The 26,677-nt window shown below is 69.0% G+C and carries 29 protein-coding genes and 8 pseudogenes; 17 read left to right on the top strand and 20 right to left on the bottom strand.

Annotation, left to right across the window (positions count from 1 at the left end):
- Positions 1-28: 28 nt before the first annotated feature.
- The gene (locus ACIOMQ_RS39225) at positions 29-367 is read left to right on the top strand and encodes a hypothetical protein (RefSeq protein ID WP_402192542.1); all 339 of its coding nucleotides are present in this window, start codon (positions 29-31) and stop codon (positions 365-367) included.
- An 85-nt stretch (positions 368-452) separates the two neighbouring features.
- On the opposite strand, the gene ACIOMQ_RS39220 is transcribed toward ACIOMQ_RS39225, so the two are convergent.
- The 4 genes and pseudogenes from ACIOMQ_RS39220 to ACIOMQ_RS39205 form a co-directional block, all read right to left on the bottom strand.
- Positions 453-1,013 (bottom strand): isochorismatase family cysteine hydrolase, encoded by a 561-nt coding sequence (locus ACIOMQ_RS39220; protein ID WP_362210644.1) that lies wholly within the window; start codon positions 1,011-1,013, stop codon positions 453-455.
- Positions 1,010-1,141: a hypothetical protein gene (locus ACIOMQ_RS39215; protein WP_362210641.1), complete on the bottom strand. Its 132-nt coding sequence runs from the start codon at positions 1,139-1,141 to the stop codon at positions 1,010-1,012. The genes ACIOMQ_RS39220 and ACIOMQ_RS39215 overlap by 4 nt, the downstream gene beginning before the upstream one ends.
- A 251-nt stretch (positions 1,142-1,392) precedes the next feature.
- Positions 1,393-1,677: pseudogene (locus ACIOMQ_RS39210) on the bottom strand (GNAT family N-acetyltransferase); the annotation flags it as partial.
- Positions 1,678-1,704: 27 nt separating this feature from the next.
- Positions 1,705-2,151, bottom strand: a pseudogene (locus tag ACIOMQ_RS39205) (maturase); the annotation flags it as partial.
- 154 nt (positions 2,152-2,305) lie between these two features.
- Here ACIOMQ_RS39205 and ACIOMQ_RS39200 point away from each other — a divergent pair.
- Positions 2,306-2,852, top strand: a pseudogene (locus ACIOMQ_RS39200) (GNAT family N-acetyltransferase).
- A gap of 484 nt (positions 2,853-3,336) precedes the next feature.
- Here ACIOMQ_RS39200 and ACIOMQ_RS39195 read toward each other — a convergent pair.
- The gene (locus tag ACIOMQ_RS39195; RefSeq protein WP_362210638.1) at positions 3,337-4,272 is read right to left on the bottom strand and encodes a LysR family transcriptional regulator; all 936 of its coding nucleotides are present in this window, start codon (positions 4,270-4,272) and stop codon (positions 3,337-3,339) included.
- Between the two features lie 126 nt (positions 4,273-4,398).
- On the opposite strand from ACIOMQ_RS39195, the gene ACIOMQ_RS39190 reads away from it, so the two are divergent.
- The 3 genes from ACIOMQ_RS39190 (at position 4,399) to ACIOMQ_RS39180 (ending at position 6,596) form a co-directional block, all read left to right on the top strand.
- Positions 4,399-5,643 (top strand): MFS transporter, encoded by a 1,245-nt coding sequence (locus tag ACIOMQ_RS39190; RefSeq protein WP_401988756.1) that lies wholly within the window; start codon positions 4,399-4,401, stop codon positions 5,641-5,643.
- Positions 5,644-5,725: 82 nt separating this feature from the next.
- Positions 5,726-6,325, top strand: a complete 600-nt coding sequence (locus ACIOMQ_RS39185) for a cysteine hydrolase (protein ID WP_362210632.1) — start codon at positions 5,726-5,728, stop codon at positions 6,323-6,325.
- A 97-nt stretch (positions 6,326-6,422) separates the two neighbouring features.
- The gene (locus ACIOMQ_RS39180) at positions 6,423-6,596 is read left to right on the top strand and encodes a hypothetical protein (protein ID WP_362210629.1); all 174 of its coding nucleotides are present in this window, start codon (positions 6,423-6,425) and stop codon (positions 6,594-6,596) included.
- Positions 6,597-6,757: 161 nt separating this feature from the next.
- On the opposite strand, the gene ACIOMQ_RS39175 is transcribed toward ACIOMQ_RS39180, so the two are convergent.
- The 5 genes from ACIOMQ_RS39175 to ACIOMQ_RS39155 all read right to left on the bottom strand — a co-directional run bounded on the left by ACIOMQ_RS39175 (position 6,758) and on the right by ACIOMQ_RS39155 (position 12,012).
- Entirely contained in the window at positions 6,758-7,402 is a 645-nt protein-coding gene (locus ACIOMQ_RS39175; protein ID WP_390940663.1) for a methyltransferase domain-containing protein, read from the bottom strand.
- 110 nt (positions 7,403-7,512) lie between these two features.
- A complete protein-coding gene (locus tag ACIOMQ_RS39170; RefSeq protein WP_390940665.1) occupies positions 7,513-8,157 on the bottom strand; it encodes a hypothetical protein in 645 nt (214 codons plus the stop codon).
- Positions 8,154-9,209 (bottom strand): TniB family NTP-binding protein, encoded by a 1,056-nt coding sequence (locus ACIOMQ_RS39165; protein WP_390940667.1) that lies wholly within the window; start codon positions 9,207-9,209, stop codon positions 8,154-8,156. The genes ACIOMQ_RS39170 and ACIOMQ_RS39165 overlap by 4 nt, the downstream gene beginning before the upstream one ends.
- The gene (locus ACIOMQ_RS39160; RefSeq protein ID WP_402192538.1) at positions 9,194-11,260 is read right to left on the bottom strand and encodes a Mu transposase C-terminal domain-containing protein; all 2,067 of its coding nucleotides are present in this window, start codon (positions 11,258-11,260) and stop codon (positions 9,194-9,196) included. Before ACIOMQ_RS39160 ends, ACIOMQ_RS39165 begins: the two co-directional genes overlap by 16 nt.
- Positions 11,260-12,012, bottom strand: coding sequence for a TnsA-like heteromeric transposase endonuclease subunit (locus ACIOMQ_RS39155; protein ID WP_390940671.1), 753 nt, complete (start codon positions 12,010-12,012; stop codon positions 11,260-11,262). The genes ACIOMQ_RS39160 and ACIOMQ_RS39155 overlap by 1 nt, the downstream gene beginning before the upstream one ends.
- A 216-nt stretch (positions 12,013-12,228) precedes the next feature.
- Here ACIOMQ_RS39155 and ACIOMQ_RS39150 point away from each other — a divergent pair.
- Positions 12,229-12,393: pseudogene (locus ACIOMQ_RS39150) on the top strand (hypothetical protein); the annotation flags it as partial.
- Here the strand turns inward: ACIOMQ_RS39150 and ACIOMQ_RS39145 are convergent.
- Positions 12,390-12,614, bottom strand: a complete 225-nt coding sequence (locus ACIOMQ_RS39145) for a hypothetical protein (RefSeq protein WP_402192535.1) — start codon at positions 12,612-12,614, stop codon at positions 12,390-12,392. The pseudogene ACIOMQ_RS39150 and the gene ACIOMQ_RS39145 sit on opposite strands and share 4 nt — an antisense overlap.
- A 71-nt stretch (positions 12,615-12,685) precedes the next feature.
- On the opposite strand from ACIOMQ_RS39145, the gene ACIOMQ_RS39140 reads away from it, so the two are divergent.
- The 4 genes from ACIOMQ_RS39140 to ACIOMQ_RS39125 all read left to right on the top strand — a co-directional run bounded on the left by ACIOMQ_RS39140 (position 12,686) and on the right by ACIOMQ_RS39125 (position 14,862).
- On the top strand, positions 12,686-13,135 hold the full coding sequence (locus ACIOMQ_RS39140) for a hypothetical protein (RefSeq protein WP_402192532.1): 450 nt from the start codon (positions 12,686-12,688) through the stop codon (positions 13,133-13,135).
- A gap of 52 nt (positions 13,136-13,187) precedes the next feature.
- On the top strand, positions 13,188-13,583 hold the full coding sequence (locus ACIOMQ_RS39135) for a hypothetical protein (protein WP_402192530.1): 396 nt from the start codon (positions 13,188-13,190) through the stop codon (positions 13,581-13,583).
- 3 nt (positions 13,584-13,586) lie between these two features.
- Complete coding sequence (gene tpg, locus ACIOMQ_RS39130) at positions 13,587-14,141, top strand: telomere-protecting terminal protein Tpg (RefSeq protein ID WP_401941648.1); 555 nt, start codon at positions 13,587-13,589, stop codon at positions 14,139-14,141.
- Between the two features lie 388 nt (positions 14,142-14,529).
- Complete coding sequence (locus tag ACIOMQ_RS39125) at positions 14,530-14,862, top strand: hypothetical protein (protein ID WP_402192528.1); 333 nt, start codon at positions 14,530-14,532, stop codon at positions 14,860-14,862.
- Here the strand turns inward: ACIOMQ_RS39125 and ACIOMQ_RS39120 are convergent.
- The 4 genes and pseudogenes from ACIOMQ_RS39120 to ACIOMQ_RS39105 form a co-directional block, all read right to left on the bottom strand.
- Positions 14,793-14,948: pseudogene (locus ACIOMQ_RS39120) on the bottom strand (transposase family protein); the annotation flags it as partial. The gene ACIOMQ_RS39125 and the pseudogene ACIOMQ_RS39120 sit on opposite strands and share 70 nt — an antisense overlap.
- A complete protein-coding gene (locus ACIOMQ_RS39115; protein WP_362210623.1) occupies positions 14,939-15,115 on the bottom strand; it encodes a hypothetical protein in 177 nt (58 codons plus the stop codon). The pseudogene ACIOMQ_RS39120 and the gene ACIOMQ_RS39115, both read right to left, overlap by 10 nt.
- Before the next feature lie 248 nt (positions 15,116-15,363).
- Positions 15,364-15,606 (bottom strand): hypothetical protein, encoded by a 243-nt coding sequence (locus ACIOMQ_RS39110; protein ID WP_401941654.1) that lies wholly within the window; start codon positions 15,604-15,606, stop codon positions 15,364-15,366.
- A 314-nt stretch (positions 15,607-15,920) separates the two neighbouring features.
- Positions 15,921-16,358, bottom strand: coding sequence for a hypothetical protein (locus ACIOMQ_RS39105; protein WP_401271321.1), 438 nt, complete (start codon positions 16,356-16,358; stop codon positions 15,921-15,923).
- A gap of 258 nt (positions 16,359-16,616) precedes the next feature.
- Here ACIOMQ_RS39105 and ACIOMQ_RS39100 point away from each other — a divergent pair.
- The 3 genes and pseudogenes from ACIOMQ_RS39100 to ACIOMQ_RS39090 all read left to right on the top strand — a co-directional run.
- A pseudogene (locus tag ACIOMQ_RS39100) lies at positions 16,617-16,745 on the top strand (IS5/IS1182 family transposase); the annotation flags it as partial.
- 171 nt (positions 16,746-16,916) lie between these two features.
- Positions 16,917-17,240, top strand: coding sequence for a hypothetical protein (locus ACIOMQ_RS39095; RefSeq protein WP_362210614.1), 324 nt, complete (start codon positions 16,917-16,919; stop codon positions 17,238-17,240).
- A gap of 205 nt (positions 17,241-17,445) precedes the next feature.
- On the top strand, positions 17,446-17,838 hold the full coding sequence (locus ACIOMQ_RS39090) for a hypothetical protein (protein WP_362210611.1): 393 nt from the start codon (positions 17,446-17,448) through the stop codon (positions 17,836-17,838).
- A 100-nt stretch (positions 17,839-17,938) separates the two neighbouring features.
- Here ACIOMQ_RS39090 and ACIOMQ_RS39085 read toward each other — a convergent pair whose 3' ends face one another.
- Positions 17,939-18,277 carry a hypothetical protein gene (locus tag ACIOMQ_RS39085; RefSeq protein ID WP_401941659.1) on the bottom strand — a complete coding sequence of 113 codons (339 nt, stop codon included), beginning with the start codon at positions 18,275-18,277 and terminating at the stop codon, positions 17,939-17,941.
- A gap of 179 nt (positions 18,278-18,456) precedes the next feature.
- On the opposite strand from ACIOMQ_RS39085, the pseudogene ACIOMQ_RS39080 reads away from it, so the two are divergent.
- Positions 18,457-18,759: pseudogene (locus ACIOMQ_RS39080) on the top strand (hypothetical protein); the annotation flags it as partial.
- Here ACIOMQ_RS39080 and ACIOMQ_RS39075 read toward each other — a convergent pair.
- Entirely contained in the window at positions 18,686-19,360 is a 675-nt protein-coding gene (locus ACIOMQ_RS39075) for a hypothetical protein (protein ID WP_401941662.1), read from the bottom strand. The pseudogene ACIOMQ_RS39080 and the gene ACIOMQ_RS39075 overlap by 74 nt on opposite strands.
- A 631-nt stretch (positions 19,361-19,991) precedes the next feature.
- Positions 19,992-20,477, bottom strand: a complete 486-nt coding sequence (locus ACIOMQ_RS39070) for an NUDIX domain-containing protein (protein WP_401988746.1) — start codon at positions 20,475-20,477, stop codon at positions 19,992-19,994.
- Between the two features lie 126 nt (positions 20,478-20,603).
- Here ACIOMQ_RS39070 and ACIOMQ_RS39065 point away from each other — a divergent pair.
- Positions 20,604-20,684 (top strand): annotated as a pseudogene (locus tag ACIOMQ_RS39065) (VOC family protein); the annotation flags it as partial.
- A gap of 156 nt (positions 20,685-20,840) precedes the next feature.
- On the opposite strand, the gene ACIOMQ_RS39060 reads toward ACIOMQ_RS39065, so the two are convergent.
- Together ACIOMQ_RS39060 and ACIOMQ_RS39055 are read right to left on the bottom strand one after the other, a co-directional pair.
- Positions 20,841-21,899, bottom strand: coding sequence for an aminoglycoside phosphotransferase family protein (locus ACIOMQ_RS39060; RefSeq protein WP_402192525.1), 1,059 nt, complete (start codon positions 21,897-21,899; stop codon positions 20,841-20,843).
- Positions 21,900-22,090: 191 nt separating this feature from the next.
- Entirely contained in the window at positions 22,091-22,417 is a 327-nt protein-coding gene (locus ACIOMQ_RS39055) for a hypothetical protein (protein WP_362210605.1), read from the bottom strand.
- Between the two features lie 286 nt (positions 22,418-22,703).
- Between ACIOMQ_RS39055 and ACIOMQ_RS39050 the strand changes: the two genes are divergently transcribed.
- Together ACIOMQ_RS39050 and ACIOMQ_RS39045 are read left to right on the top strand one after the other, a co-directional pair.
- Positions 22,704-23,057 (top strand): hypothetical protein, encoded by a 354-nt coding sequence (locus ACIOMQ_RS39050; protein ID WP_402192522.1) that lies wholly within the window; start codon positions 22,704-22,706, stop codon positions 23,055-23,057.
- A 251-nt stretch (positions 23,058-23,308) separates the two neighbouring features.
- On the top strand, positions 23,309-26,674 hold the full coding sequence (locus ACIOMQ_RS39045) for a PQQ-binding-like beta-propeller repeat protein (RefSeq protein ID WP_402192519.1): 3,366 nt from the start codon (positions 23,309-23,311) through the stop codon (positions 26,672-26,674).
- Positions 26,675-26,677 lie beyond the last annotated feature (3 nt).

The following is a 26,677-nucleotide window of genomic DNA, read 5'->3' as shown; positions in this document are numbered from 1 at the left end:
CGTACCGTGCGGCATCCGCTCAGCAGCCGTGCACACGGTCACCGCGGACGGGGCGTTCGGGCAGCGTACGGCGGATGCGATGAAGGCGGTCCAGAAGTGCTACGGCCCGAAGCCGACGGGGCCGTCGGCCGTCGTGCAGCGGTGTCGGTCTGGCCGACGAACACCAACGGGGCAGCGACGCTCGGGCGTGCGGCTCAGCCCGGCGGACAAGCTCGTCCTCAAGGGCAGAGACATCGGTGTACTCGCCAGCCAGCCAGCCAGCCAGCCAGCCAGCTCGCACGCCGCGACGATCGCCCGTTCGGCCGGCGCTGTTGCCCGGCTCGTCGAAGGCGGCATCGCTGCCTACAAGGATTCTCACGTGCCGTGACGGAGTGTCATGACGAGGTCATGCCCGAAGCAGCAGCAATGCGTCGACATGTGCCACCACACACCAGTTTCTCCCTGGTCTGCCGCTAACGGGGTGTGGTGGCATTGAGCCAGTTGTCGACGGTGACGACGTCCGCCCATTGCGGGAACAGTTTCTCGGTGAGGAACCGGTGAACGTCGGCGTCGGTGTCCAGGCAGGCGTCGGCGAGGACGGTGAGATCGAAGTCCAGGTCGTTGGCCTGGCACAGGGTGTGCAGTACCACGGCGCTGGTGGCGATGCCGGTGAGGACGAGGCTGTCGATGCCGTGCGCTCTGAGCACCACGTCGAGGTCGCTGCCCGAGAACGCGCTCGCCCGTCTCTTGGTGACCACCACCTCGCCCGGCCGGGGCGCGACATCGGGGTGGATTTCGGTGCCGGGGTCTCCCTCGACATGGAGTCCGGCTCGCGCGACGGCGGTGAGTGCCCTGTTGTGCGGGCCGACTTCCGGAAAGCCCGGGCGTAGTGCGATGACCACGTAGATGACAGGTATGTCTGCCGCCCGGGCACCATCGATCGCCCTGCGCAGGCGGGGCAGGTATCCGGAGCCGTCGTCGACAATGTCCACGACGGCTCGCTGGACGTCCATCACGAGAAGGGCGCTGTTCATACGGTCTCCAGGAACGATGTCGGTTCGGTGCTGAAGCGGACCGGGTTCTCCATGTTCGGGTGGTGCGCGGCCGCCCGCACCGTGGCAGTGTGCCTGCCGGGGACGAGTTTCGCCAGGCGGACTGCCATGGCGTCCTTGCAGAAGTAGGCGAGGCTGGAATGCACTTGGGGGTTGGGGTCGGGGTCGGGGTCGTGCGAGAGGCGGTCCAGGACGTCGGGGGCAGGTGACGGGCGTGCACGACGGTGCGTCGGATGGCTGCGCTCTCGGAGGCAGCCAGGCGGCGCATCGCCTCGGGGTCGTTGTGGAGCTCCTCGACCCAGTCCACGCGCCAGCAGGGGGCGTTCGGTGGCCTCGTGGATCCGCGCTGTCGAGCACGAGCTCAACCGGAGGGCGTGACCGAGGACCACACACCGAACCACTGCTCGGCGCCGTATTCCTCGTACCGCTCCACCTCGGTGAACCCCAGCTTCGCCGCGAGGCGCATCGAGCGGACGTTGGCGGTCTGGGTGCAGAGCACCACCGGCTCGCCGGGAAGCGCGTCGGCGAATCAGCCGAGTGCCGCAGCGCACGCCTCGGTGGCGTACCCGCATCCCCATGCCTCCGGCAGGAACATGTAGCCGAGTTCGGCCTCCCCGGCATCCGGACGGACGTGACCTGGACGCTCGTCGACGAACCAGGTCGTCCGCGTTCAGGTGTTGGCCACTTCGCGCAGCGCGGTGTGGCAGCCTTTCCGGGGACGGAATCCGTGGGACCGGCTGGAGAAGACCGGCTCGCAATACGCCTCCAACAGGTGTCGCACCACCTCGCCAACCAACTTATCCGACCAGGTAGGCAGGTCGAGAGGCCGAGTCTTTCCGCTCTGTTTCTTCGGGATATAAACTCGTCTCGCGGGGCGGAAGCGATAGCGCTCGTGACGCATCGCATCAATGATGCGATCGATCCGTCCCGTTGACATACCATCCACGGTCTCCTGCGTGGCCCCGGCGTCATCGTCCCCTTGTTGGAGTAGATACGACCGTAGGCCAGTAGATACAGCTGCGGATTGCGGATTGAACATCTGTCGATACAGTTCCTCACTCGGCAGACCACGCCTGCCGCGCTCACGCAGGACACCAAGCACCGTTTCGGCGCTCTGCATTTCGCATACCTCCCGACTTCGGGTGTCCGATTACCTGGCCCCCTTCGTCCGATGCAGACGGCTTTCCCGTCCTCCTTGGCCGGTCGTAACTCCGGCGACTACTACGGGGCCTCCTTCTTGATCGCTGTCGAGCCTGCTGGCTAGGTCGGCTGGCATGACTGACCTCAGACCCGTCGCCTGGCCACCTGCCCCGATAGAGACCGAGCGGCTCGTACTCCGTGAGTCCGAGGCCCGGGACCGTGCGGGGGTCATCGAGCTGTTCGCCTCGCCAGAGGTGGCACCTACCTCGGTGGCCCTCGACCGCGTAATGAGCTCGAGCGCGCGGTGCCCGAGGTACCCGGGCGACGCCCTGGCTTCTTCGTGTTCGATCTCGACGGGGCGATGATCGGCACGATCCAGCTCGACCCGCGCGACCCGGAACGTCCGGGTTACCGCCGTCCGGAGGCCGGGGGGACCGAGCTCGGCTACATGTTCCTGCCGGAGGCGTGGGGATGCGGGTACGCCACCGAGGCGTGCGCTGCGGCACTCGGCTGGTTCGCCGACGTGTTTCCCGGCGGCCGGTGGTGCTCTGCACCCAGACCGCCAACGACCGCTCGATGCGCCTCGCGGTGAAGCTCGGGTTCACCGAGGTGGAGCGGTACGAGGAGTGGGGTGCCGAGCAGTGGTTCGGCGTGTGGTCTTCGGTTACGCCGCCCGCTTGAGCTCGTGCCCGGCAGCACGACGGATCTACGAGGCCGCCGATCGGTCGTCGGCCTCGGCGCGGACAACAATCGAATACGCCAGAGCTGCGCGAGGGCGACAGGTGACTTGGACTACTGCTCAAGCGGTGACTCGAGGAAGGCTCTGTCGGCGTCGGCGTAGCGCATCGCGGCGCGCTCGCTGATGCCGAAGACGACGGCCAGGTGGAGGGCGTTGGGTCCGCGGGTGAGGGCCTCTTCCGGCTGCCGGTCCTGGCGGATCTGGTTGAGGGTGACGCCGACTTCGCGGAACTGGGTGCCGAGCCACCTCGGGCTGACGGGGATATCGGACTGGGCGGTGCGTTCCGAGACGATCAGGTGCTGATTGATCGTGTGGGGCCATCGCCGATGGTCAGGATGGGTTTGCGTCCAGTGGTGGTGGCGTGGTGGTGGTCGGTGTCGAGGTGGTCACCAGCCCCGTCGGCGCGCGGCTGTGTGATGGCAGCGTTCAGCGCCGAATCACCCAGCCCGGTACCCAGGTCCCGGCGGCGTCGTGGTCGGCCGCTGTGGCGGCGAGGTGGGCGCGGAGGGTGGCCAGCGCTGGGTGGGGGTTGTCGCGGCGCCAGAGGAGCGAGTGCGGGTATACGGGTGTCGGGTCGGTCACCGGGATGCGGCGCAGGCCGTGGCCGGCGGGCCAGATGAGGCGGGTGTGCTCGCCCATGAAGGTGGCCAGGGCCGGGGTGTCGGCGATGGTGTCGAGGAGTGCGTCGGAGCCGAAGTTGGGGCCGGTCGCCTCGATGGTGAGGCCGAACTCGGCGACGAGGTCGTCGTAGTAGGCGCCCCACTCGGTACCGGGGACGATGCCGGGCATCCAGATCCGGTGCCCGGCGAGCTGAGCGACGGTTACCGACCGGGTGCCCGCCAGCGCGTGGGCGGGGCCGGTGAGGAGTTGGAGCGGCTCGTCGAGCACCCGGACGGACTCGATGTTCTCGGGAAGGGGCCGGCCGGGCGCGGCGACGGCGCGGAAGGACGCGTCGATCGCACCGGAGCGGATGGCGGTGACGGCCGTCTCGATTTCGAACAGCATCACCACGTCGAGGTCGATCTCGGGGTGTTTGCGGTGAAAGTCGCGCATCAGGCCCGCCTGCGCGCTGCGCGAGGCGATCACGTCGATGCGCAGCGGACGGCGGCCGGGGCGCACGGACGCGACCGCGCGCTCGGCGACGCGCAGCAGCTCGCGGGCGTGGAGGAGGAATGCCTGCCCATCGATGGTGAGCTCGGCGCCGCGGGGGGCGCGGGTGAACAACCGGACGCCGAGGTTGCGCTCCAGCGCGGCGATGCGTTTGGAGACGGCCTGCTGGGTGATCGACAGGTCGGCGGCGGCTTTCTGGAACTGGCCCGCTTCCGCGACGGCGACGAAGGTGCGTACTGCTTCGAGATCCACACCGATCACCTTAGTGAACAACGGATGGTTGTGAAGAGGTGGCAGTGCAGTTGTTTGACCTGCTGTTGTGCTGCTCGCTTAGCTCTCACCGGTCAACGTCGGTTTGTTCGGGTGGGAGCGCTGAGCATGGTGAGCAGGAGACGGCTGGGCCGGGAGTTCGGCTGGCTGTGGGCGGCGTACGCGGTGAGCGCTTATGGGTCCGGGCTGGGATTCGGAGCGTTACCTCTGATCGCCGTGCTGGCGTTGCACGCCAGCCCCGCCGAGGTGTCCGCGCTGTCCGCGGTGGGGCCTGCGGTGGGCGCGCTGATCGCGGTGCCGCTCGCGCCATGGGTGGAGTTCCGGCGCAAGCGCCCGGTCATGATCGCGATGGACCTGGCCCGGTTCGCGGTCATGGCGACGATTCCGCTCGCCTACGCCTTCGGCCGGCTCGGTTTCGTCCAGCTTCTCGTGACCTCGGCCGTGGTCGCCGCGGCCAAGATCGCCTTCAGCGCGGCCAGCGGCGCCTACCTCAAGGCCCTCGTCCGGCCCGATGACCTGCTCGTGGCCAACGCGCGGTTCGAGTCCACGAACTGGAGCTCCATCGCGGTCGGGCCGCCGCTGGGCGGGGCGGCGATCGGCCTGTTCGGGCCGGTCACCACCGTGGTGGCCGACGCGCTCAGCTACCTGTTCTCCGCGCTGGGCATCATGGCGATCCGCGGCCGGGAGGAAGCGCCGCCAACAACCGACAGGAGCCCGGTCCGCGTGGGCGCTCTGCTCGACGGCTGGCGACACATCATGGGCCATTCCGTTCTGCGGGCGCTCTACCTCAACAACATGCTCGTCTCCGGCCTGATCATGGCCACCGAGCCGCTGCTGGCCGTGCTCCTGCTACGCGAACTCGGCTTTCCGGCCTGGCAGTACGGCCTCGCCTTCGCCGTCCCTTGTGTCGGCGGACTCATCGGCTCCCGACTGGCCCCCCGGGTCGTGGCCCGCTACGGCCGGCACGGGGTCTTCCGGATCGTCGGCACCCTGCGCGCCGTCTGGCTGATCGGCCTGGCCTTCGTCCGTCCCGGCGTCGTCGGCCTCGTCACCGTGATGGCCGTCGAGCTGGCGATCATCATCAACATGAGCCTGTACACCCCGGTGCTCGCCACCTACCGGCTCGAACACACCCCCAAGCACCTCGTCGCCCGCACCCTGTCGGCCTGGTCGATCGGCCAGCAGGCGTCCATCGCGGTGTGCACCGCGTTCGGCGGGCTGCTCGCCGACGTCACCGGCCCACGCACCTCGATCACGGTCGCGGGACTGCTCATCCTGATCACCCCGCTCCTGCTTCCCCGGCGCGACCACACGCCGCAGCACGAGCCGGAACCGGCCCGCAACCACTCCTGACCCACACCGCAACTTGCCGCAGCTGGCCCGTCGATGCGCCTTTGCGACGACCAGGCACACCACAAGTAAGGAGAACACCCGCGTGAGCACTGCCCCAGCACTCGACCCCGCGCACACCGCTCTTCTCGTCATGGACTACCAGCCCGTGATATTGGCCGTGCTGCCCGAAGGCGGGGAGCGCGACGCCCTGCTCGATCGCGTGGAGGGGGCCATCGCAGACGTCCGCGCAAGTGGAGGCACCATCGCCTACGTACGCGCCGGCTTCACCGAGGACGACTGGGACGCGATCCCGGCCACCAACAAGTCCTTCGCCGTAGTGGCCCAACACCGCGTGATGCACGACGAGGACCCTGCCGCTGCCATCCACGAGCGCCTGGCTCCCCGGGACGGCGACATCGTCGTGCGCAAGACCCGCTACGGAGGCATGTCCACCACCGACCTCGACCGGCAGCTGCGCGAACGCGGCATTACCGCTTTGGTCGTGTGCGGCATCAGTACCAGCGGCGTCGTCCTGTCCACGGTCATCGACGCGGCCGACCGCGACTACCGGCTCTGCGTCCTTTCCGACGGCGTCGCCGACCCGGACGCCGACGTCCACAACGTCCTGCTCCATCAGGTGTTTCCCTCACGGGCCCACATCATCGACACCGCCGAGCTGCACGTCCTGCTCCGGGCCGACTGACTCGGACCACGAGCCGACCCCACCCACGGCCGCCGCATCCACCCGGTGTGGCGGCCGCCCGCGCGCCTTCGTCTCATTCGAGCTGTCCGGAGCCACCGTGCGCGCCTACCGCACGGGCGACTTCGGCCACCTCGACGAGGCCGGCACGCTGCACTTCCGGGGCCGTAGGGACCGTCAGCTCGAGATCCGAGGCAACCGCGTGGAGGCCGCGGAGATCGAAGCAGCCGCCGCGAGCACCTCGCGGTGCTCCCCCTCGCTCAACACCGCCTAGGCGACACCCTCAACCAACTCGCCCTCGATGTACGGATGTTTGTCCTCTGCCATCGAACTTTGATCACGTGCCATCGAAGTTTGAGTGGCAGAGGTCACTGTCCCGAGCCGGTGGGCACTCTGGTTCACCGAATATGGTCGGCCGCAACCGGACCGCCGACGCTAGGACTGGCGGCGTGCGAAGAGAACCGCCCCTGGAACGCTCTCGTCGAGGTCGAGCAGCATTTGGGCCTCGATAGTGAATCCAGCATCGCGTAGCCAGACCGCCAGCTGGTCAGGCTGGCGGCGGTGAACGTGGACGTTCATCGGGTGACCGCCGTAGCCCTGCGTCTTCAGCCTCGACTCATCGCCGACGTGAAAGCCGAGCAGCAGTGGTCCGCCGGGACGCAACACGCGGCGGAAGTGGCCGAAGACCGTGGGGACTGCTTCGTCGGGGATGTGAATCAACGACCAAAAGGCGAGCAGGCCGACGACTGAAGCCTCGGGGAGGTCGAGGTCCGTCATCGAGCCCACCTCGAACCGCAGGCGGGGGTGGTCACGCCGAGCCACGTCGATCATCGCGGATGAAAGATCGATGCCGAAAGCGTCCACGCCCAGCTCGTGCAGGTGAGCAGTGACGTGTCCGGGTCCGCAGCCCACGTCCGCCACCGGCCCACCGCCGGCGGCGTGCACCAAGTCGGCGAAGACTGCCAGAGCCGCACGAAGATACGGTTCCCCGGCCAAAGCCTCGCGTATTTGGTCGGCATAGCTGACCGCGACCGTGTCGTAAGAGATCCGGGTGTCTGTCAACCAGCGGTCCGCGTTCATGGCTCGACACAGTAGTGCAGTGATCAGGATGACGAACCAGGGCAGCTGAGAGCAACGGCGGATCAGACCAGGTCACTTGAGACGGGACCAGATCCTTCGAGACAGGACAGTCACTCTGTCTCTGAGAGTCGGGCGACTCCGCGTTCCAGGTCGAACAGGGCAAAGCGGTGGCGGATTGAGCCTTCTGGAACATCGAGGTCGTGGTTGTCGACGAGGTCGGTCCATGTCTGCGCTGGAGTCAACCCTTGCTCATAGCAGGCGCGGAGCCTGGAGTGCAGTTCCTCGGAGATGAGGGAGCGTCCCACGGGTCTGCGATCGGGGAAGTCGGGGCTGAGGATTTTTTTGATCAGCCAACGCGGCAACATCCACTTGGCTGCAAGTTGGCGCAGGGTGCCCTTGCTTCTGAGGGCGTCCCTTTTGATCTGGCCAATGAGGTTGGAACTGTGGTGGCGGGACTTCTGTGATGCAAATCGTTCCAGGCGGAGCGAGGCGGCGGTGTGGACAGGAATCAAGGTGGGGCCGGCGTCCGCGAGCGTGACCTTAAGTATGTCCGCGGGACGCCCGCTGAGTGCGGCCAGCCGTTCGAGTTTCACGTGAAGGGTTCGTGTGGCGGCGGGGCCGGTGAGGATGCGAAGGAGGTAGCTGGACTTGAGGTGGTTGGCGCGGGCGAGGCGCTGGACGTAGTGGACGGTGGTCTCGCCGAGCCGGGGACGGACGTTGATCGGCAGCTGAGCAAGCGGCCTCGTCAGAGTCACCGGCGGACCTTCGTCGAGGTGGGCTGCAAGGATTGCGCGGAGTGGTCCAGCGGGATGGCGGCGAGGGAGTCCTTGGTGATGGCCTCAGTGCCGATGAGGATGGCGTCGATCGCGGCTCCGCGGATCGCGTGGGACAGGGCGCCGATCATGCCGCCGGTCCGGTCGTGAAGGTAGCGGTCCAGGCGGGTGAGAGTGCCGGGCCGGTGGCGGTGCAGGAGCAGGGTGCTTTCCAGGGTGGCGACCAGTCCCTTCCATTCCGCGTTGTAGGGGAACGGGGTGGTGGGGATGAGTGTGAACCGGCCGGCGATCTGCTGGCCGCGGGTTCCGGAGAGCAGGTTGGAGTGCTCGATGTCGATGCCGGCGTAGACGAACGTCGCGGGGATCCGCTCGGAGAAGTACTTCAGGGTGTCGGCGACTTCGGCTCCCGTGCGGCTGGTGAGGGAGATGTTGTGGAGTTCGTCGACCAGGATCAGTCCGGTGCGGGTGTCGGTGCAGACGCCGACGACGGCCTCGATGATGTCGGTGATGTTGGAACTGCGGCGAACCGGCAGGCCGAGAAAGCGGGCAAACTCGGCGGCGACCATGCGGGCGGTCGCGGCGGGCGGGACGGTGATGTAGACGACCGGGATCCGATTGGGGTCGTTCGGATGGCGGGCCTGGTCGAGGAGTTCGTGGGCCCTGCCGAGCTGGGTGATGGCGATGGTCTTGCCGGTGCCAGCTGGGCCGGAGACGATCAGGCCCCGGCGGGCGCTGATCGCGTGCTTGTTGAGCAGGACCAGGCGGCGGCCGCAGGTGACGGTGTGGCGGACCGTGGATGTGGCGACCACGCGCAGCCGGGCATGGTGGTCGAGCCGATCCTCGTCGTAGAGCTGCCGCTGAAACGGCTCCAGCCGTTCGTATTCGTCCGTGCTCAGCAGCGTGGGCGGTGCGGGAGGTTCGGCGGTGAAGTGGCACCATCCCTGCCGGGTGGTCAGCTGGTATCCGGCCTGGTCATCCGCCGTGCTCACGGCGGCGTCGGGTATGTGGCCGGGAGGGGTCACGTGCGTCTCCATGGATCTTCGAGCGGGTTGAACAGGCCCAGTGGGATCACCTCGGCCAGCGGCTCAGCGTCCTCGCCGGATGTTTCCGGTGCGGCGGCCTCGGGCTCGGCCGGGGCAGCGGGGAGGGGGGTGGTAGGCCCGGCGGCACGGGTGCGGGCGGCGACCCGCTTGTCCCGGGCGTTCCGTTTCGCCTTCACCGGCTGGCCGGGGCCGGCGTGGGCCTTGGCCAACAGGGCAGCAACCGCGTCGGCGATCTCTGTCTCGGTCGCCCCGTGCAGGCCCTGGGCGGCGTGGTCCCAGGCCAGTTCACCGAAGGGGACCGGAACGCGGTGCAGGTGCTTCCAGGTGGCCTCGATCCAGCCGCTGCCCGTGCGGTGGTCGCGTACCCAGATCCGGGAGACGTCGTAGGGGTCGTGGTGGACCTCCCACAACCCCTTCTTTTCCTTGACGCCGGAGTGCTGGCGTCGCAGGCCGGCCAGGGCTGGGCTGTCGTAGGTGCGGCGTTTGATCTTGATGCCGTAGTCGTTGACCGCGCGCCAGAGTGAGGGCAACAGCTCGACGTAGTTGTCACCGCTGAGCGCGACGGGGACGTAGCCGCAGGCTTCGACGAGCGCGGCGTACTTCTCGTTGGGCGTGAATGACCGGCCGGGTGTGGCAGGGTCCCGCAGTCCGTCGTGCGGACGGTTCTGCCACTGCGCGACGATCCACTCGTCCAGGAGTTCCTGCAGTTCCAGCAGGGACCACAAGGGCTGCTTGTCCAGATGTCGGCCGCGTTGCTCGGTCGTGTTGCCGGTGAAGCCGGGCAGGAACTGGGTGAACAGCGTGCCCACGGATGCGAGTGTCTTCTCGATCGTCCCCTTCTCGAAGGGCGAGCCCTTGTGCGCGGGCTGGAGATCGATCTGAAGGAAGCGGCAGGAGGCGAGGAAGTTGCGGGACATGAATGCCTTGCCGTGGTCGCAGACGATCATTTCGGGGACGATCACCGGCCGGGCGGCGGCATGCTCAAAGCGTTCGTCCAGAGACAGCAGCCTCCGGTGCGGCAACACCGAGCGGGACATGCGCAAGGCGTCGACCCAACCGGGCCGCATCAGTTCCGGGGTGACCGTGCGGGCCAGCAGCACGCTGGCGTCGACCGCCTTCGTCGTGGGCCGCAGCACCGCCGCGGTCACCGTCCTGGTCGCGACGTCGACCATGCCCGTCAGCTCGACGGTGGCGGCAATCCCGTCGTCCAGGCGGACCAGCACGTCCAGCGGAGTGGAGTCGATCTGCATCACCTCGCCAGGCGCGAACGCGGGCAGCTCACCGAATGGCGCAATCGCCCCGTGCGCTCGTGACCTGCGGTTTCTTGCCGACCCGGTGGTGTGGGTGCCGGTGGTGAGCTTGTCCAGCAGCCGGTAGAGCGTGCGGCGCGAAGGCAGTTTCGCCTCCAGGCCAGCCTCGCTGGCCTGGAGAATCTGCTCGGTCCGCCAGAGCAGGAACGTGCCGGTGCGGGTCGAGGCGTCAGTGGCCTCGCTGATCGCCTGGCGCATCGCGTCCACGACCGCGTCGTCCACCGTGCCGTACTTCGGTGTCCTGCGGACCGGCCGGTGATCGGCCAGCCCCATCACCCCGTCCTTCTCGTAACGGCGCCGGTAATTCGCCACCGTTCCCGCGGTCACTTTGTGCCCCGCCGCAGTGAGTTCGACGGTCTTCGCCCGCTCCCGCGCAGTCAGCGAACGTGACAGGGCGTACTGGGGTTTCGGCTCCGAGCCCGCATCCGCGTCTGGCGGCAGGCCATGGAGGACCTCCAGAATGTGGCCCTCCCACCACAGAGCCTTCTCCAACGCTGCCTCCGGCAGCGTCTCCAGCAAGGAGATCGGCGGCAGTGGCATCCGTCCCGAGTTGTCCACGACCTCGAAGTCGTCGTCGACGAACAGCACAGCTGGCGGAACAGCCCGCGGTGTGCCGCCCATGTTCGACAGCGTCACCGACCGGCCCGAGACCGCCAAGACCAGCCGGACCTGCCCGTCGAACCGGACCCGTTCCCCAACAGCCAGGCCGTCCGGCCGTTTCAGCCGTCCCATTACCGCCCCTTTTCCACGTGGACCACGGAGTCGGAGCCCAGCAACCGCGAGGCCACATCCGTCACCAGGACGCCGGACCACAGCAGGTGGAACAACACCGGCAGTACCACCAGCGGATCACCCGCCTCCGCGGCCCCAGGCCGCAACGGCCGCGGCTCGCTGAAGACCTGCACCAGCCGATCGGCCACGTCTCGGCGCAGGCACCGCAATCTGCGGTAGCGCGCCAGCCATCGCATGTTCGCCATCAGCACCGGATCCGAAGCCCCGGCCCGGACGAACTCCCAGTCCACTGCCCGGCAGGCCCGCTCCGTCGCCGCGAACGCTTCCGCCGCCGCCTCATCGACACGTTCGGCGGCCCGGACATCGACCACTCGGCCCCGCCCGTCCGCAAGGCGCACGAAGTAGTCGGGAGCATGCCGACGCCGACGCTGGCCGTCGTGCCAGTGGAGCCAGAACGGCTGTGACGCGATTCCCGTCACCTGCGGATCCGCGTCCAGCAGGGTCAGCCGGTCCCGCTCTAGCCACGACTCATACCCGATGTGCTCGCCCGTCGTCGCGCAGAAGTACCAGCCCGCGAAGCTCTTCCCGCCCTTGGGCCAGCGGAACGGACGCACTGGCGCTGCCCGCTCGAAACGGACACCCCAGCAGGCGGCAAGCGACCGCCGAACCTGTACGCCGTTCTCAAGAAAACCCAGGTCAAACGCCCCAAGGTCAGGATCTGCATACGTATCCGCGAGCTGTCCCACCGCCACCCCTGACCATCAGCACGCCGTGCCGATCAAACTTCGGTGGCACGAACTTACTGATGATCAACCTTCGATGGCAAAGATCAAACTTCGATGGCACAGGACAATGTTCATTCCTGGCGTGCTTCTCTGACGCCACATTGACAGGCTTTCGAAAGGGTTAAATATGTGAGTTAAATCCGAGGTAAAGTCTGCTAGTGCTCAGGCTGGAGGCAGAGACACATGGCTTCTGAGGAAGAGCTGTTCGCTTCGGTCGACGCCCTGCTGGAGGAGGAGCCGCAGCTCCCGCCCCCGGCGGAGCGCGCCCGACTCCGCGAGGCCGCCGGCATCACCCAGGCCCGCCTCGCGGTCGCGTTGAAGACATCGACGCAGTCGGTCAAGAACTACGAGAACGGCCGCTCCGAGCCGAAGTCGCCGCGCCTGGAGGCGTACCAGCGGTTGCTGAACGGCTGGGCAGCGAAGTACCCCGCCCACGGCACTCCCGCCGCTGCGCCCATCCCGGCCGCCGCGCCACAGCCGGCCCCGAAGACGTTCACCGGCCCGGCCGCGCCCGAAGTGCCCGCGGCGGAGACCGTCGCACCGGCGGAGGCACCCGCCGCCCCGGTCACGCCGGAGCGCCCCGCCCGCCCGGCGACGTCGTCTCGCCGCCCGGCCGCGAAGAAGGCCGGCCCTGGCGGCCGTGCTCGCCGCCTTCAAGGGCACCGTCAAGGGCGGCATCGGCAAGCTCCGCGAGGGCCCGCAGGGCAAGCAGTACCGCGACGGCGAGACGTGGCCGGCCCTTCAGCGGCCGACCTGGCGCCCGGACATCCGGGCCGCCGTCATCAGCAAGGCCCGGGTCAACGTGCACCGCAAGCTCAGCAACATGGCCAAGATGGCGGGCCTGTACCCGCTGGCCGTGCTGTCCGACTGCGTCGTCTACCCCTCACCCGGGGCCTCGCCGATGGACTTCCTGCCGTACGCCGCCTCCGGCAAGCCGCAGCCGGGCGGCTTCCGCCTCGGCCCCAGCCCGGGCCTGGCAAAGCTGGAAGGCATCCAGGAGATGGCGTGGGCGGTCGACCTGATGGAGAAGGGCCTCAACCCCGCTCGCCACATCAAGGGCGGCGATGCCGTCCTCGAAGAGGGCGAGTAGGCCGTACCCCTGCGCGCCCTCACTGGAGATGTCACCGAAGGAGCCGTACCCGATGAACACCACCGACGCCACGGCCTTCCCGGAGTGGCCCGCTCCCTCCGCCTCGCCTGTCCACGACCCGGCCTTGTTCGCGCGGGCGATGCGGGACATGCGTCTGACCTGGCGTGCCCGCGGCGTCCTGGCCGAACTCGCCACCGGCTACACCCCCGGGCAGGAGCCCACGGTCAGCGATCTGGTCTCCCTCACCCGCGACGAGCGCCGGGCCGCCGAGGGCCGCGACGCCTTCCGTAAAGCGGTCGGTGAGCTGCGCAGCCTGGGCCACCTCACGCCCGACGCCACCGCGGCCTCCGGCGTGGGTGAGCGCCTGGTCGTGGACCTCGCCCCGGCCGCCGACGCCCACCTGATCCGCCACCGCTACGGCCACGGCGCGCCTACGGACGGGAGCTGACCGGTGGGAGAGATCGAGGACGCGATCGAGCGGGCCGACCAGGAGGCGTTCACCCGGCAGCCGCCCCAGGGCCTGAAGGCCCGCATCAACTTCCTGCTGAGGCAGATGAAGACCACCAAGGCCGTCGCCACGGAACTCGGGGTCAGCCAGCGCTCGGTGGAGCGCTACCGCACAGGCGAGCGCAAACACCCGCCCAAGCCCATCGCCGACCGGATCGACGCCGCCGTACGGGCCCGCTGGCAGCCCCAGGTCCGAGGGCGCCACCGGAAACAGGCCGCCACCGCAACCGGCATCACCATCGAGGCACGAGCCCGGTTCGGCTACACCGCGCCCGTCGGCACCACCGACGACGGACGGATGCGCCGACTGACCGTCCACCTTCCGCCGGACTACGCCCGCCGCCTGTTCGACGCCCGCGAGCAGGGCGCCTCCGACCAGCAGATGCGTGACATCGTCGCCGAAGGACTGCAGGAGGTGTACTTCAGGGACGGCGGACGCCGCGCCGCGGGCCTCGAAGTCGCCCTCACCGGCATCGACTATTTCGACGTCTCCTACTGACCGGGCCGGGCTCGAGCGGCCGCCCGCCGCCGCTGTGAGCCGAAGCATGGTTGCTGCCCCCAAGGCAGCGCTTGTTGTCGCTGGAACCCCGCCGCAGCGCTGTATCCGGAGATCCGCTGTTCGACGGGCTGGCCAGATGCTGTGAGGACGCGGGCGGTCGGCGACAAGCAGCGCGCTGATCCGGTGACAGCCGCAGCCAGCGCCCGATCCTGGTGACAACCATCGTCCTCGGCTCAGCCGGGATTTCTGCCACGTCGGATGACTTCGGTGGTTCCGGCGGGGCTGGTGTAGATGCTGGTCAGGTCGCCGTATTCGCCGCGTCTGGTGGCCTCGTCGGTCTTGTGACGGCTTTCCTCTGCTCCACGACCACTGCCTGATCCTGAACCGGGTGCAGCGCCCAGACGGCTCCTGGTACGCGCTGGACACCCGCCGCCTCCTCCAGCATGTGGCGGCCGCAGGGACGCTCTGCACCCCCACGATGACGACCGAGGTGTGTGAGGAGCTGAGGCTGACTACCGTGCCCCGCGAGGTGACGCCGGGCCTGCGCCCGGTCATGGAGATAGCCGGGGTCGACAGAGTGCCGAGACCGGCGGCGCGCAGGTGGGCCAGGACATGGTCGTGGCGGGCGGCGGTGATGTCGTGGGTGCGACCGGGCCGGGCAGTGGAGATCCAGATCAGGTGGCCATTTTCGTCGGTCATGGCGAGGAAGTGCAGGCCGTGATGGCGGTGTTTGCCGGAGTAGTTGCGGCGGTTCGCCTTGCCGGGGCGGCGCTGGGTGGGGATGAGAGTGCCGTCGATCAGAACCACCTCGCCGCCCTGCTTGACGAAATCTTCTTGAGGGCACGGTCGAGGCGCGGGGCCTGCGTGGCGAGCAGGGCGATCAGCTCGTCCCGCCAACGGCGGACGGTGGACTCCGACACGTTGTTGCCGCCGACCATGTCGGCCATGTCGGCCAGGCGCTGGTCGTGACGCAACCGGCCAGGACAATCACCGCGATCCTTCCGGACGGCAGGATCCGCCACCTGGACCGAATCGCCTTCAGATGGCATCGCAGCAGGTCGGCGAGGTGGTTGACGGTGCTCGTGGACAGCGGCAGACGGCACTGGTAGACCAGCGGGCAGGTGCCCTCGGCGCGTTCTTTGGTATTCGTCACACAATTCCAACGGCCGCCGGGGGCACTTCGGTTACGCCCGGGCCGCACCGCTCCGGGCGGCGGAACAGGTCACAGGCGGGTGGTGAACCGGCCGTCGGGCAGTTTCCGCAGCCACCCGCGGTCGGTCAGTCTGACCAGCTTCGCACGCAGCGGTTCCAGCTTGCCCCGCACGCTGACGTCCACTCCCAGCATCTCGTCGGCCTGCCGGGCCATGACCGGTCCGGCGGGCCGCCGCACAGCGGCGAGGACGCGCTGGTAGCCCGGCGGGAGCATGGTCTCCTCCACGTCCGGCGCGCGGTGCGGGATCAGCATCACAGCCTGTCCGCCGACCTGTCCGGGCCGCTGGCGCGGCCGAGGCGCGCTCGTCGGCGAGCTGCTTGCCCATCCGCTCAAGGACACTTTCGGCGACGGCGAGTTCGTCCCGCCCGTCCCGTACCTCCGCCAGCTGCTTGGCCAGCCGCTCTTCGAGTTCGTGCAGTTCCGCGCGTCGCGCGGTGATCCGTTCCAGCAGCTCGGGATCCAGCATGCACCGGATCGTAGAGGCCGCCCCGCTACAGCGCGCAGGAACCGGCTCTTCGGCACTTCCGGCTGCCGAAGAGCCAGCGCTACGGGGCCGTTGACGCTCCTCAGATGCGCTGTGCGGTCAGCCTCTTTCCATCTGCCCCAAGGACCAGAATGTTCCTGGCGGTACCGTCTCGGCCGTGATCGCCGTCCCACCACTCGACGAAACTCTGGGCAAGCGATTCAGATCCAGGATTTCCGGACCCTGCCGAGTAGTCCGTGCTCAACTCAACGTCATAGTCCTGTTCGGTCAGTTGGACTGTGGCCAGCAAGCGGACGTGGTCGACTTGCTGCGCGTCACCCTTGGTGCGAGCCCAGGCACGGAACCGCTCCAGCATCTTTGCATCCGTGGTCCGCTTGGTCATGGGGCCGGTGGGCAACTGCTCAGGGGCGTTGGCGACGCCGTTGAGGCAGCCTCGCACCCAGGAGCCACGATCCATCTCGGCGGCGCTGCCGGCCTGCAGGGCCCGGCGGGTACAGCCGCCCCATACGGTCTCGCGCACGGCCGCCCCCTTGCCCGAGGAGTCGTAGACGGCCTTGCCCGCGGTGTATCCGGCACGGTAGGCAGCAACGTACTCAGGTACGGCAGACGAGCGGGACTCGGGCGTAGGGCCGTCGAAGAGCTTCCCGCTGCCGCAACCGACTAGGCCGATTAACGCGGCGGCAGTCATACCGAGTACACGGCCTGAGCGATGATTCATTACTCCCCCTGGGTGCGGACTGTTACCCAATGAGACGGCATGGCGGGCTCATAGGTCACACCGATCGAACATGGTTTCGCGCACCTCAAGAATTGGCGGACCCTCACCAAACTTCGCACCGACCCCGCCCGCGCCACCCACCTCCTGCGCGCTCTGCTCGTCCTGACGAACCTCGAAGTCAACCGCTGACAAACGATCTACGCCGCAGACTGCCGCCCACGACCAGGGTGAGCACCCCGAGAGCTGGTCATACCAGCCATTTGACCTGCGACTTCAAGTTGACGGAGGCTCAATGTGGGGCGTATCGGGTGCGCGGTGGAGTCCATCCGGTGCGCATCAGGGTGGGGAGCGCGGTCCATCGTGCACAACTCATCGCGCCGCGCGCACCGGTGCGCATCCGTGCGCCACCGGCCCGGTGGTCGGTGCGCGTGGCGCGCTTCGGCCGCCGGACGTCGCCTCTACGAATGCCCGGCCTGCTTCAAGGACTACGGCAAGGGCGAGGTCATCAAGAAGGTGACCGACGGCTGGGGAAACCCCGGCTGCGCGCCCCGGCAGCTGTCGGCAGCCGAGCGGGAGTCCGTCAGGAACAAGGCCCGGATCGAGAGCGGCGAGACGTTCCGCGCCCAGAAGCCCTCGGACTGGCGGCGCGGAGCCTCGCCGTCCAGCACCCGCCCCGCCCGCTGACCCGGGTGCTGGGCGATGTGGCGTCGGCCATAGGCAAACCGCCCGGAACGATACTGGTCAAAGCGAAATCGGACACCCATCAGCGGTGACCGACAGACCGCGGACAAGGGGTGCTCCCTCATGGTGGCCCCGGCCCGTACGCAGATCCGCGTGCGGGCCGGACGACCGCCGACCCGGCCAGCAGGCCGGAGAAACCGAGACCACCATGCCCGCACCCGACCGATCCGCCCCTTCCCGCCGCCGCGCCCGTCCGCGATCCTGGAGCCCGGCCCGCCGCCGCCAAGCCGCCCGAGAAGAGCAGCGGCGCCGTGAGGAGCGGGAAGCCGCGGAGCGGGAGGCGCGGCGCCCGGTGTGCAAGGACTGCGGGCGCAAGTTCACCGACGACCGGTGGGCGGCGGTCGAATACACCCGGGACTGGAGGACCCGCCAGTCGCACCCGTACCTGTGCGAGGACTGCCAGAGTCGGGCCGTCGCAGCCGAGCAGCAGGCCGATGCCGACGAACGCGAGCGCCAGGAGCAAGAGCGCCTCCGCCAGGAGGCGGAGGAACAGGCCACCGCGCAGCAGGCCGGCAGCTGGCTCTCCCGCTTTCGCGCCTGACCCGGGCAAGCCGGCCACACCGGCGGCGCGGGGGCAGGACATGGTGGTCCTCACCCCGCGTACGTGTTGGCGACTGGGACGCTGCTGAACGGTTGGTTGGCTAGTCGGAGACGCTCTGTTGCGCGTCCCGTTGTTGGCGCGCATGGTCGACCTGGTCGCGGATCAGGGCGGTGTACATCGGCTCCGGGTCGCCGTTCGGTCCGGCGATGATGCTGGCGAGGGTGGCTACCTGCGCGGCCAGAACCGTCACCAGATCAGCGCTCCCTATGGGCCCGCGTGCGAGGGCCAGAGCACGGGCCGCGTCATCAAAGCGATCAAGGGTGGGATCGTCACCAAGGCCGATGCCGAGCCGGTGTGTCAGGACGTGGTTGACGATTGCTACGGCGTCACCCAGGGGCTGGTCGACGCCGAAATCGGCGCCCATCGTGTGGCTGTCCACGAGGATCGCCGGGATCGCTGCCGGTCTGGGCGTCTGGAACAGTCCTTCCTTCCGCCATTCCCCGTACGGTGGCGGCCCTGCGGCGTCACTGCGTGCACGGTGCCTGTCGGTGGGGTGACCGGCGGCGGCGCGGCAGGCGCGGCCGATAGGTACGTTGCACTTCGGGCAGTCACGGAGACCACCGGCTCGCGATGGCGGCCGCCGCCGCAGCGTGTGCCGCCGAGGGCGAAACACTGATCACCGGGTGGGACTCCGTGGCCACCAGATACCCCGCGTTCATGGAGGTCCTGGTGCGCCTGACCGGGGCGGGCGTCGCCCCCCGCGGCCGACGAGGTGCAGCAGCGCGTGCAACTGGGGCGCCTCGCCAGACCGGCGGAGCGCCCCAGCGTACTTCTGCGCAGGCTCGGGCTACCAGGTGTAGCCGTGCATCTCGAACTCCGGTGCGTAGACGTCCTCGATCGCGCGGCGGGCCGCCGACGTGAGGACATCTCGGTAGTGCGAGTGGGGCGGTCGGAAATGGGCCTTGGCGCGCGGGAGGTCCAAATCCGGTAAGCCGGCCGCCACGAGCTGGTCGAGCCCGTCGTCCAGGGCCTCATCGCGCAGGACGTGGTCGACAATGACGCGGCTGCCTGTGTCCGTGTAGAGAGGCCAGTTGAGGGCGTCGGCGAACTCGCCGGTCTCGATGAAGTAGTCGATCGGCGGCCGGTCGGACGGGTCGCGGTACTGATGGAAGTAGAGGCTGGTCGCCTTGTCGTACGGGCTGCGCTCGACGGTGAAGGTGACGTACCGGTCCCACTGGTCCCCGAGCTCGGCGCGGATGTGGCGCGCCGGCATGTGGTTGTGGAACCGGACGCGTCCGGCGATTCCCTGCGCGACGGGCCCGGGCCCCGGGACGAGGCCGGGGTGGAAGTGGTTCTGGGGCGGCCGGCCTCCGGCTTCCCGCCGCAGGGCTTCGTCCCGGGGGGAGAGCGCGGTGACGATGTCGTCGGGGCCGGCGAGGCGGGACAAGGCGATCTCCAGCGACGTGGACGCCGTCTTCCGGGTGCGCACGTACACGAGCCGGTAGCCGTGCAGAACGATCACGGCTGCCTCACAGTTCGGGGGCGAGCCGGCCGTCGGCGGTGCCGATCGTGGCCGGGGCCCTCTGGTAGGGCGCCGGGGCGAGTCCGAATCCCCCGGCGGGGAGTTCCGTGATGGGGGACGGTGAGCAGGGTCGGTGGTTTATGGACCTCTGGCCGGTGGAGCGGGTCGGGAGTGGGCAGAGGTCAGCCGGGTGGGGCCAGGGAGTTCGGTGACGGGCTGGGGAGAGGCCATGGGTAGGCCGAGGCGTCGGCGGCCCCGGTGGACGGCGGCAAGCTGGGCGGTGGTCTGCTCGCCCCCGTCGAAGAGCTGCGTGGCCTGTTCCGGGGTGGCCAGGATGCGGGTGTGGCTGCGACCTGTGTCCGGATCGGCCGGTGGGGCACCGGTGTCGGTGAACCTCGCGGCGTAGCGCAGGTGGGTGTGTCGCGTTCGGGGATCGGTGAGGTGCCCGAGGACAGCGGTGTTCCGAGCGGGGCCGCAGCATGCCTCACGGCCTCGCGGCACAGTGTTGACGCCGGGTCGCCCTGGTCCTGGGGCTCGGGCACACCTCCGGGCAGACAGGCGGTGCCGGTTTCGGGTTCGAGGAGGACGAGTACGCGCCCGTCCGGTGCGAACAGCCAACCCTGAACCTGCGTCACCGCCCGCTCGTGCGGGGATGGGCCCTCGCGCCACGGGTGGTGGAGCTCGGCGCGGACAGTGTGCAGGACGGCGAGGCGGTCGACGACGGTGGGGGCGATCGGGAGGCCGTTCTCCAGGAGCAACGTCCCGGTGGCGTTGATCCGGGCGCGCAGCGCGGACAGAGCCCGCCGTGCATCGCTGGGGGAGAGCCGGTCGCGGAGCCGGGCCGGCTCGACGAACTCGATACCGGTGATCTCGTGATCGGGCAGGCGGACTCCGCAATCCGGCCCTCGTCCCAGGTGCCGCCGTCGAAGACGTGCACGATCTCGCCGGGAAACCGCAGGGACGGGCGCGCGCCGAAGCCGTCGGCGGAGACCCAGTCGACGGCCAGGCCCCGATCGGCCACGGTGGCGATGCCGAGTTCCTCCATCACTTCGCGCGCAGCGGCGTGGGCGGGTGACTCGCCCTCGTCGACGGTCCCGCCGTTATGAACAGTTCGCATGTCTCAGAGTCCTTGTTATCTCACCGGGTGGGGTCATGATTTCAGGGAGGACGATTTCCATCGGAGCGTAGGCGTCTCAGCGAACGTGCGGATCGTGCCTTTTCCGGAGAGCTCCGCCTTGCGCACCCACGGTTGTTCTTCCAGCAGATACCGGAGTACAAGGTCGCCAAGAACCGCGTCCACCTCGACGTCCGTGCGGCTCCCGGACCGCCGTCGTGCGGCAGATCGCCTCCGGGCCCGCCCTCGATCGTTGCGGGGACGCTCGGCTATCACGCCGTCCACACCGAGGCCGTCGTCGCCCAAGCCGGAGGGAACTGGAAGAAGTACGCCCCCGGCGCCCACACTCAGTGATCACACAGGCTGTCAGTACCAGGGCCGTGTGTTCTGCGTGGGCAGTGCGCGCAGTGTGGGCCATCGTTCCAACAGGCTTACGGCCAGAGCCGCGCTGAGGTGACCGAGTGCGTGCAAATGGTCGTGGTTGCGGGTCAGGTCGGCGACCACACCAAGTCGGTGGACGAGGCGTTCTCGGGCCGAAACGTAGCCCCACTCGAAGTCCTCCGCAGGTACCCGTGCGAGGTGGTCGACGGACTCGCGGTGGGCGCGTTCGACGAGTGCGTCGCCACGGATCAGCCAACCGGCACAGGCGTCGGCAAGATCGCCGGGAACGTCCCTGCCGGTGAGGCCGCGCCAGGTGGCACGGTAGACGGCCTCGGCTTCCGCGAGCGGCGCGGCCGTGACCGACATTGCGCACCAGCAGGTCGGGAAACCGATGCGGAAGTAGGCGAGTTCGACCAGGCCGTTGCCCAGCGACGCCTGCTCGAAGTCGACGAAGTGGACTCCGGCGGCGGTGTGCAGGTCGTTGCCGGGGCAAGGGTCTCCGTGAAGCAGCGCATTGTGGGGCGCTGGGTCGAGCCGGTCGATCAGGCCGCCGAGTTCGTTCTGCACTCCGGGTTGGACGGGGACGTCAAGAGCCCTGGCGAGTGTGAGGAAGGACTCGGCGTCGGTGGCTGTCGGTCCGGACCAGGCGGGGAGCGTTCCCGTGTCGGCGGGCCCGGTGAGCGCGTGCAGACGGGCGAGGGACTCGGCGTAGCCGGGCATCCAGTCGTCGGCCGCGCCGAGGTCGTCCAGGTGTTCCAGGACCATCACGCGTGACGCTGTGTCCGTTCCGAGCAGTGCGGGCGCGATGGTCGGCCGGGTCGCCCGTGCGGCGAGCCGCAACGCGGCGACCTCTCGCGCATAGCGCGCATCCCCGTCGGGCCCGGTTCCACCTCCGTCGGCGATCTGTTTGATGATCACCCGGCTACCGTCGCACAGCTCGGCCCGCCACACCCGGGAGCGCGGGCTGCTGTCCAGGAGCGTGGCCTCTGTGGGGGAGCCCAACGCGGAGCGCAGCTCGTCGCTGATCGGCACCCGGGTCGGCATGGTGGTCAGCGTAGGGCAGCGTCACCCATGGCACCAGCACGATCCAGGTCGCTCTCGCCCTCGCCGCGGACGGGGCCGAACAGGTGTGGTCACTGCTTTCCGGCGGGGTGGACAGCGGGTCGAGGGCCGAGAACTGGATGCCTTACCGACAAGCCCGGATCTCGGCCGCCGTGGGGGTTACTCACCACTGTTCAGAGCAGTGAGGGTTCTGCTGCTGCCCGCGAGTCGAACAGGCCCACCTCGTGCTCGGCCAGGAACTCGATCCACTCCTTGACCACCCGTGCGTAGTTCTCCCACGAGCTCGGCGCCGGCGCCCCGCTGGCCGGGAGCTCACGCAGCCACTGGTTCACTGCCGCCGTCGGACGCGGCGCGGCCGGGCCGTCCTCGAAGCGCAAGTCGTCGTCGACGAGCATGGGCATCCCCTCGGGGATCAACGGCCGATGCTCAACGTCCCAGGACTGCCGGCCCCGGGACGAGAAGAAGTTCAGGATCACGAGCGCCGACAGTAGAAACACCACACAGTCGAGCGCAAAGCCCAAACAAGGCGCCGGACGAGGTCGGGAACTTGCTGGTAGACGACGTGGCAGTTGGCCGGGAGGCCGAGGCATTCGTTGAGTTCTGTTCGTCCTTCGGCGCAGTTCGCGGTCGCGGTGTCGAGCGGGTCGGCGATGCGGTCTTGCTCGGCCTTGAGCTGGTGGTGAGGGACGGCCTCGGCGCGGCACCCCGGTCAGACTGATCAGCCGTAGTGCGACGATCGCGAGGACCGGGCCGGCAGACCCGAGCCCGAGGAGGACGAGAGCGATCGTGAGGGCGATCATTCTGTGGCGCCGGACGCTGAAGGTGTGCCGGCTGGGAGCACCGTTCTTCAGCCCGGGCGCGATCGTGCCGTCGGGGCAGATGGCCGGGCTCGCGCAACAGCCTTCCCTGCCGTGGTCAAAGGCCGGCTGGAACGTCAGCATCCTCGCGCCCACGTTGCCCGGCCGCAGCGGTGGCGGAGCGGCGTGGGCCGGCGCGGGGGAGGCCGGCACCAGTGCGGCCGCGGGCCGAGCGGTGGTCGCCCCCTCCACGATCCGAAGGACCCCGGAGAGCCTGACCACCGCGCCGGAGCTCCGCCATGCCCAAGCAGCGAAATCACTTTGCCCACCCGACAGCCGATGACCGGAAACGTCTCTTCACCCCAACCGAAACATCGAGGTGAGCGGGAAGTCGCGCAGCAGGCGCAGGATCCCGTCGACCTCTCCGTTCTCAAGGCCCCCCTGTCATCGAGGACATGAAAGCGCTGGTGGCACGTCTCAAGCGCCCCGCGTGACCCAACAGCCATGAACGGGACGCTGAACATTTCCGGGCGGCTCCGTGAAGTCACTCAGGACCGATCGGTAACCGAACAGCGGATCATTAACGTCCGCTTTATGAAACACATATGCAGAACAGCCGGGCTCGCCCTCGCGCTGCTGTTCCTCGTGCTGGGCATCGGCGCCCAGGCCGCGTCCGCGCATGTCACGCGCGAGCATGCGGAACTCGTAGTCGCGCCCGGTGACAACGTCACCAGCGGTCGCCTCATCGTGCACAACGCCGTCGTGGCTCCCGAGCAGGCCGGCGCGTGGGCGGCCGGGCTGCTCTCGGCCCCCTGCCCGGCCACCGGCTCGGGCGTGCCCGGTGACAACGGCGGCGTGCCCGGCGGAGTCGTCATCGAGCTGGCGTGGAGCTGCCACGTCGACTCGCTCGACCTGAGCCCGCTCCTCGCCAAGGGCGGACTGACCCAGGTCGTCGTCGAGTTCGACGGCACGGCGGTCGACGCCTCTGCCGCCGCCCCGCTCGTCGACGTCCGCGGCGCGCACGCCCTGCCGTCGTTCCCCTGGCTCACCGTCGCGCTTGTCACGGCCGCCGGTGTCGTACTGCTGCTCGTTGCCTGGCGACTGCCGTTCCTCGTCCGCGGACTGCGCCGTAACCGGCGGCGCTGGCAGCTGGCGACCGCCGGAGCCGTCGCGCTGTCCTTCCTCGCGCCCCAGGCGGCCTTCGCCGACGACAGTGCGGATCCGGTCGACACCGTCACCGTTGCGGGCACCGTCTTCAAGGACCGCAACGGCAACGGCGAGCGGGACAGGGGCGAGTGGCCCATGCCCGGCATCGACGTCACCGACGGCGCCGTGTGGACCACGACCGGCGCGGACGGCTCATACAGCCTGCAGATCGACCCGAAGCGGCGCGAGACCGACCTCGTCAGCATCGTCTCGCCCGACGGATACACGCCCGCGCTGCGCAAGGACTACATCCCGCAGTTCTTCCACAAGGTCCCCGAGACCGGCGGCAGAGACGTCGACTTCGCGCTCGTACCCGACCGCAACGCCTCGAACCCCACCGAGAAGTGGGTCATGAACTCCGACCCCGAGATCAGCAACACCTCCGACGCCCAGGCCCGGGGCGCCCTGCCCCAGTGGACCGGCCAGGTCCAGGCGATGTCCGAAGTCGACGGCGCGACGATGCAGATCGCGACCGGTGACCTCACCGTCACGGACTACGCTGACGAGCCGCGCCGCCAGGGCGGGTACGACATGTTCAGCAAGGGCCTGGAGGAAGGGCGGCTCGGTCACCCCTTCTATCCGGTGATGGGTAACCACGACTTCGGAGGCACGGCGACCTCTCAGGGATACGCCGGCAGCATGGAGTACTACCGCCGCAACATTGCCCCCGAGTGGTACAGCTTCGATCGCGACGGCCGCCACATCGTCGTCCTTGAGGACAACTACGACGCGAGCGGGCTGAAGCCGCAGCTGGAGTGGCTGCGTCGGGACCTCGCCCGGCACGCGGTCGGCAAGCAGGTGTTCGTCTTCGCTCACCGCTCTCTGTTCACCCAGTGGGGCCCGGGCGCAGGCATGCAGCCGACGATCGACGAGCTCGCCAAGTACGACGTACGGATGGTCGCCGCCGGTCACAACCAGCAGGCCGAGTTCCGGCGCGGCGCCTTCGAACGGTCCGTCGAGATCAACAACCAGGGCACGTACGGCATCGACGGTGCCCATCCCGACTACAAGGTGCTCGACTTCAGCGCGATCACGGACGATCGGCGCACGCACCGCAACGAGGACACCGGCCATGTGACCGGCATCCACCGGCAGTTCGAAATCGACGACGACGCCGCGCTGGTCAGCCCCGCGCAGGGCAGCGTGCACGGCGCCAAGGCCGCAGTGCCCGTCGAGGTGTACGCGGAGGACGACGGCCGCACGCCTGTCAAGGCGGTACTCACCGTCCGCGACAGCCGAGGGCACCTGGTGAAGCGTCAGGACGTGCGCTTCGGCAAGGGGGCGTCCCGACCCGGCATCGAGAACTGCTACACCCCGGCCGGTGGCACGCCGGAGCCCTGCCCCGACGCACGCGGGGCCTGGACGCGGGCGAGCGGCACACTGCGCGGGCTGCGGCCCGGCACGTACACCGCCGAGTCGGTCGCGTACGACACCCGGGGCAAGCGGTTCCCCGTCGTGAAGAACACCTTCGAGATCGTGCGCGACTCCGAGCTCGCGAAGCCCAGGACCGGGCAGGACTGGCTGCGGCAGGGAGGCGACGAGGCCGGGCGGTCCGCGAGCGGCGACGAACCCGGCGCGAAGCTCGACCTCAGGTGGGCCCGCCACACCGGCGAGCAGTTCAACCTCAACGGCTCGGTGGTCGCGGACGACAAGCTCATTGTCTCGTCCCGCGCCTTCGACTCGCCGTACAGCATGATGCTCGCGTACGACATCGCCTCCGGGCGTGAGCTGTGGCGTACGTACCTGGACGGTGATGCCGAGTCGGCGCCGACGCTCCACGGCGGCATGGTCTATCTGACCACCGGCGTCGGCCGGATCTACGCGCTGGACGCGGCGAGTGGCCGCATAGTCTGGCAGTCGATCGACCGAGAGGAGACTCACGGGGACACCGTGCGCCGCTACGGCCGCGCGGGCGGACCTGTCAGCGTCTTCGCGCTGGCGGGCGCGGAGAGCCGCTCGGTCGCCGTCTACCAGGACGCCTACGCGGTCCGCTGCCGGGACGCCGAGACCGGCGGCATGCTGCCCGGCGGCTTCGACGCCGCGTTCTCCTGGGGGCAGGCCCACAGCACGGTGATCCGCGAGCCCGGCTCCAACACCGCCTACCTGCAGTCCATGTCGAGCAACACCGTCATCGGCATGAACCTTGAGACCTGCACCCAGCTGTGGGTGAAGGACACCGCGGGCGACATCGACAGCCACTCCTCGCCCGTCCTGACCGACCCGGCCACGGGCGAGGCGAAGCTGGTGACGTTCACGGCGTACGGCGTCCGCGGACACGACCCGAAGACGGGCGCGGTGACCTGGGAGTCCAAGCTGGGCGGCGGCAGCACCTGCGAGCCGGGGCGCGCTCCGCTCACCAGTCCGGCCGTGTGGGGCGACATCGCCTATGCCGCGGGCCGGGACGGTGTCGTACGCGCGTACGACACGAGCGCGACCGATCCGTCGAAGCCGGTGTGGGAGACCAAGTCCGGCTATCTGGCGGGGGAGAGCCCGCTGGACGACAAGTGGCGGGTCGCCATGGGCTGTTCGGCCGGTGCCGGTTCGCCGACCATGCACCCGCTGGTGACGAAGTCCCATGTGTACGTCGGGACGTGGGACGGTCGCCTGCTCGTCCTGGACCGGGCAAGCGGGGCGCAGGTCGCCTCGTACAACCTCGGCGCGGGAGTGGCCTCGGCCCTCTCCGTGAGCGGTGACTGGGTCTTCGCCCTCACGGACGACGGCACAGTCCACGCGCTCGCCGCACGCCGGAAGTAGAGG

Origin of the sequence: Streptomyces sp. NPDC087845 (assembly GCF_044742755.1) — a bacterium.
In the GTDB taxonomy this organism is placed as follows: Bacteria; Actinomycetota; Actinomycetes; order Streptomycetales; family Streptomycetaceae; genus Streptomyces.
Note: the sequence above shows the minus strand (reverse complement) of the source record. Positions and strands in the feature narration are given on the sequence as shown.

What these genes read in the sequence shown, in the direction of transcription:
- ACIOMQ_RS39220 (WP_362210644.1), bottom strand. Translation starts at nt 1,013, where the DNA reads ATGAACAGCGCCCTTCTCGTGATGGACGTCCAGCGAGCCGTCGTGGAC.
- ACIOMQ_RS39215 (WP_362210641.1), bottom strand. Translation starts at nt 1,141, where the DNA reads ATGGCAGTCCGCCTGGCGAAACTCGTCCCCGGCAGGCACACTGCCACG.
- ACIOMQ_RS39190 (WP_401988756.1), top strand. Translation starts at nt 4,399, where the DNA reads ATGGTGAGCAGGAGACGGCTGGGCCGGGAGTTCGGCTGGCTGTGGGCG.
- ACIOMQ_RS39175 (WP_390940663.1), bottom strand. Translation starts at nt 7,402, where the DNA reads ATGAACGCGGACCGCTGGTTGACAGACACCCGGATCTCTTACGACACG.
- ACIOMQ_RS39165 (WP_390940667.1), bottom strand. Translation starts at nt 9,209, where the DNA reads ATGGAGACGCACGTGACCCCTCCCGGCCACATACCCGACGCCGCCGTG.
- ACIOMQ_RS39160 (WP_402192538.1), bottom strand. Translation starts at nt 11,260, where the DNA reads ATGGGACGGCTGAAACGGCCGGACGGCCTGGCTGTTGGGGAACGGGTC.
- ACIOMQ_RS39135 (WP_402192530.1), top strand. Translation starts at nt 13,188, where the DNA reads ATGAACACCACCGACGCCACGGCCTTCCCGGAGTGGCCCGCTCCCTCC.
- ACIOMQ_RS39110 (WP_401941654.1), bottom strand. Translation starts at nt 15,606, where the DNA reads ATGCTGATCCCGCACCGCGCGCCGGACGTGGAGGAGACCATGCTCCCG.
- ACIOMQ_RS39090 (WP_362210611.1), top strand. Translation starts at nt 17,446, where the DNA reads ATGCCCGCACCCGACCGATCCGCCCCTTCCCGCCGCCGCGCCCGTCCG.
- ACIOMQ_RS39070 (WP_401988746.1), bottom strand. Translation starts at nt 20,477, where the DNA reads ATGCGAACTGTTCATAACGGCGGGACCGTCGACGAGGGCGAGTCACCC.
- ACIOMQ_RS39060 (WP_402192525.1), bottom strand. Translation starts at nt 21,899, where the DNA reads ATGCCGACCCGGGTGCCGATCAGCGACGAGCTGCGCTCCGCGTTGGGC.
- ACIOMQ_RS39045 (WP_402192519.1), top strand. Translation starts at nt 23,309, where the DNA reads ATGAAACACATATGCAGAACAGCCGGGCTCGCCCTCGCGCTGCTGTTC.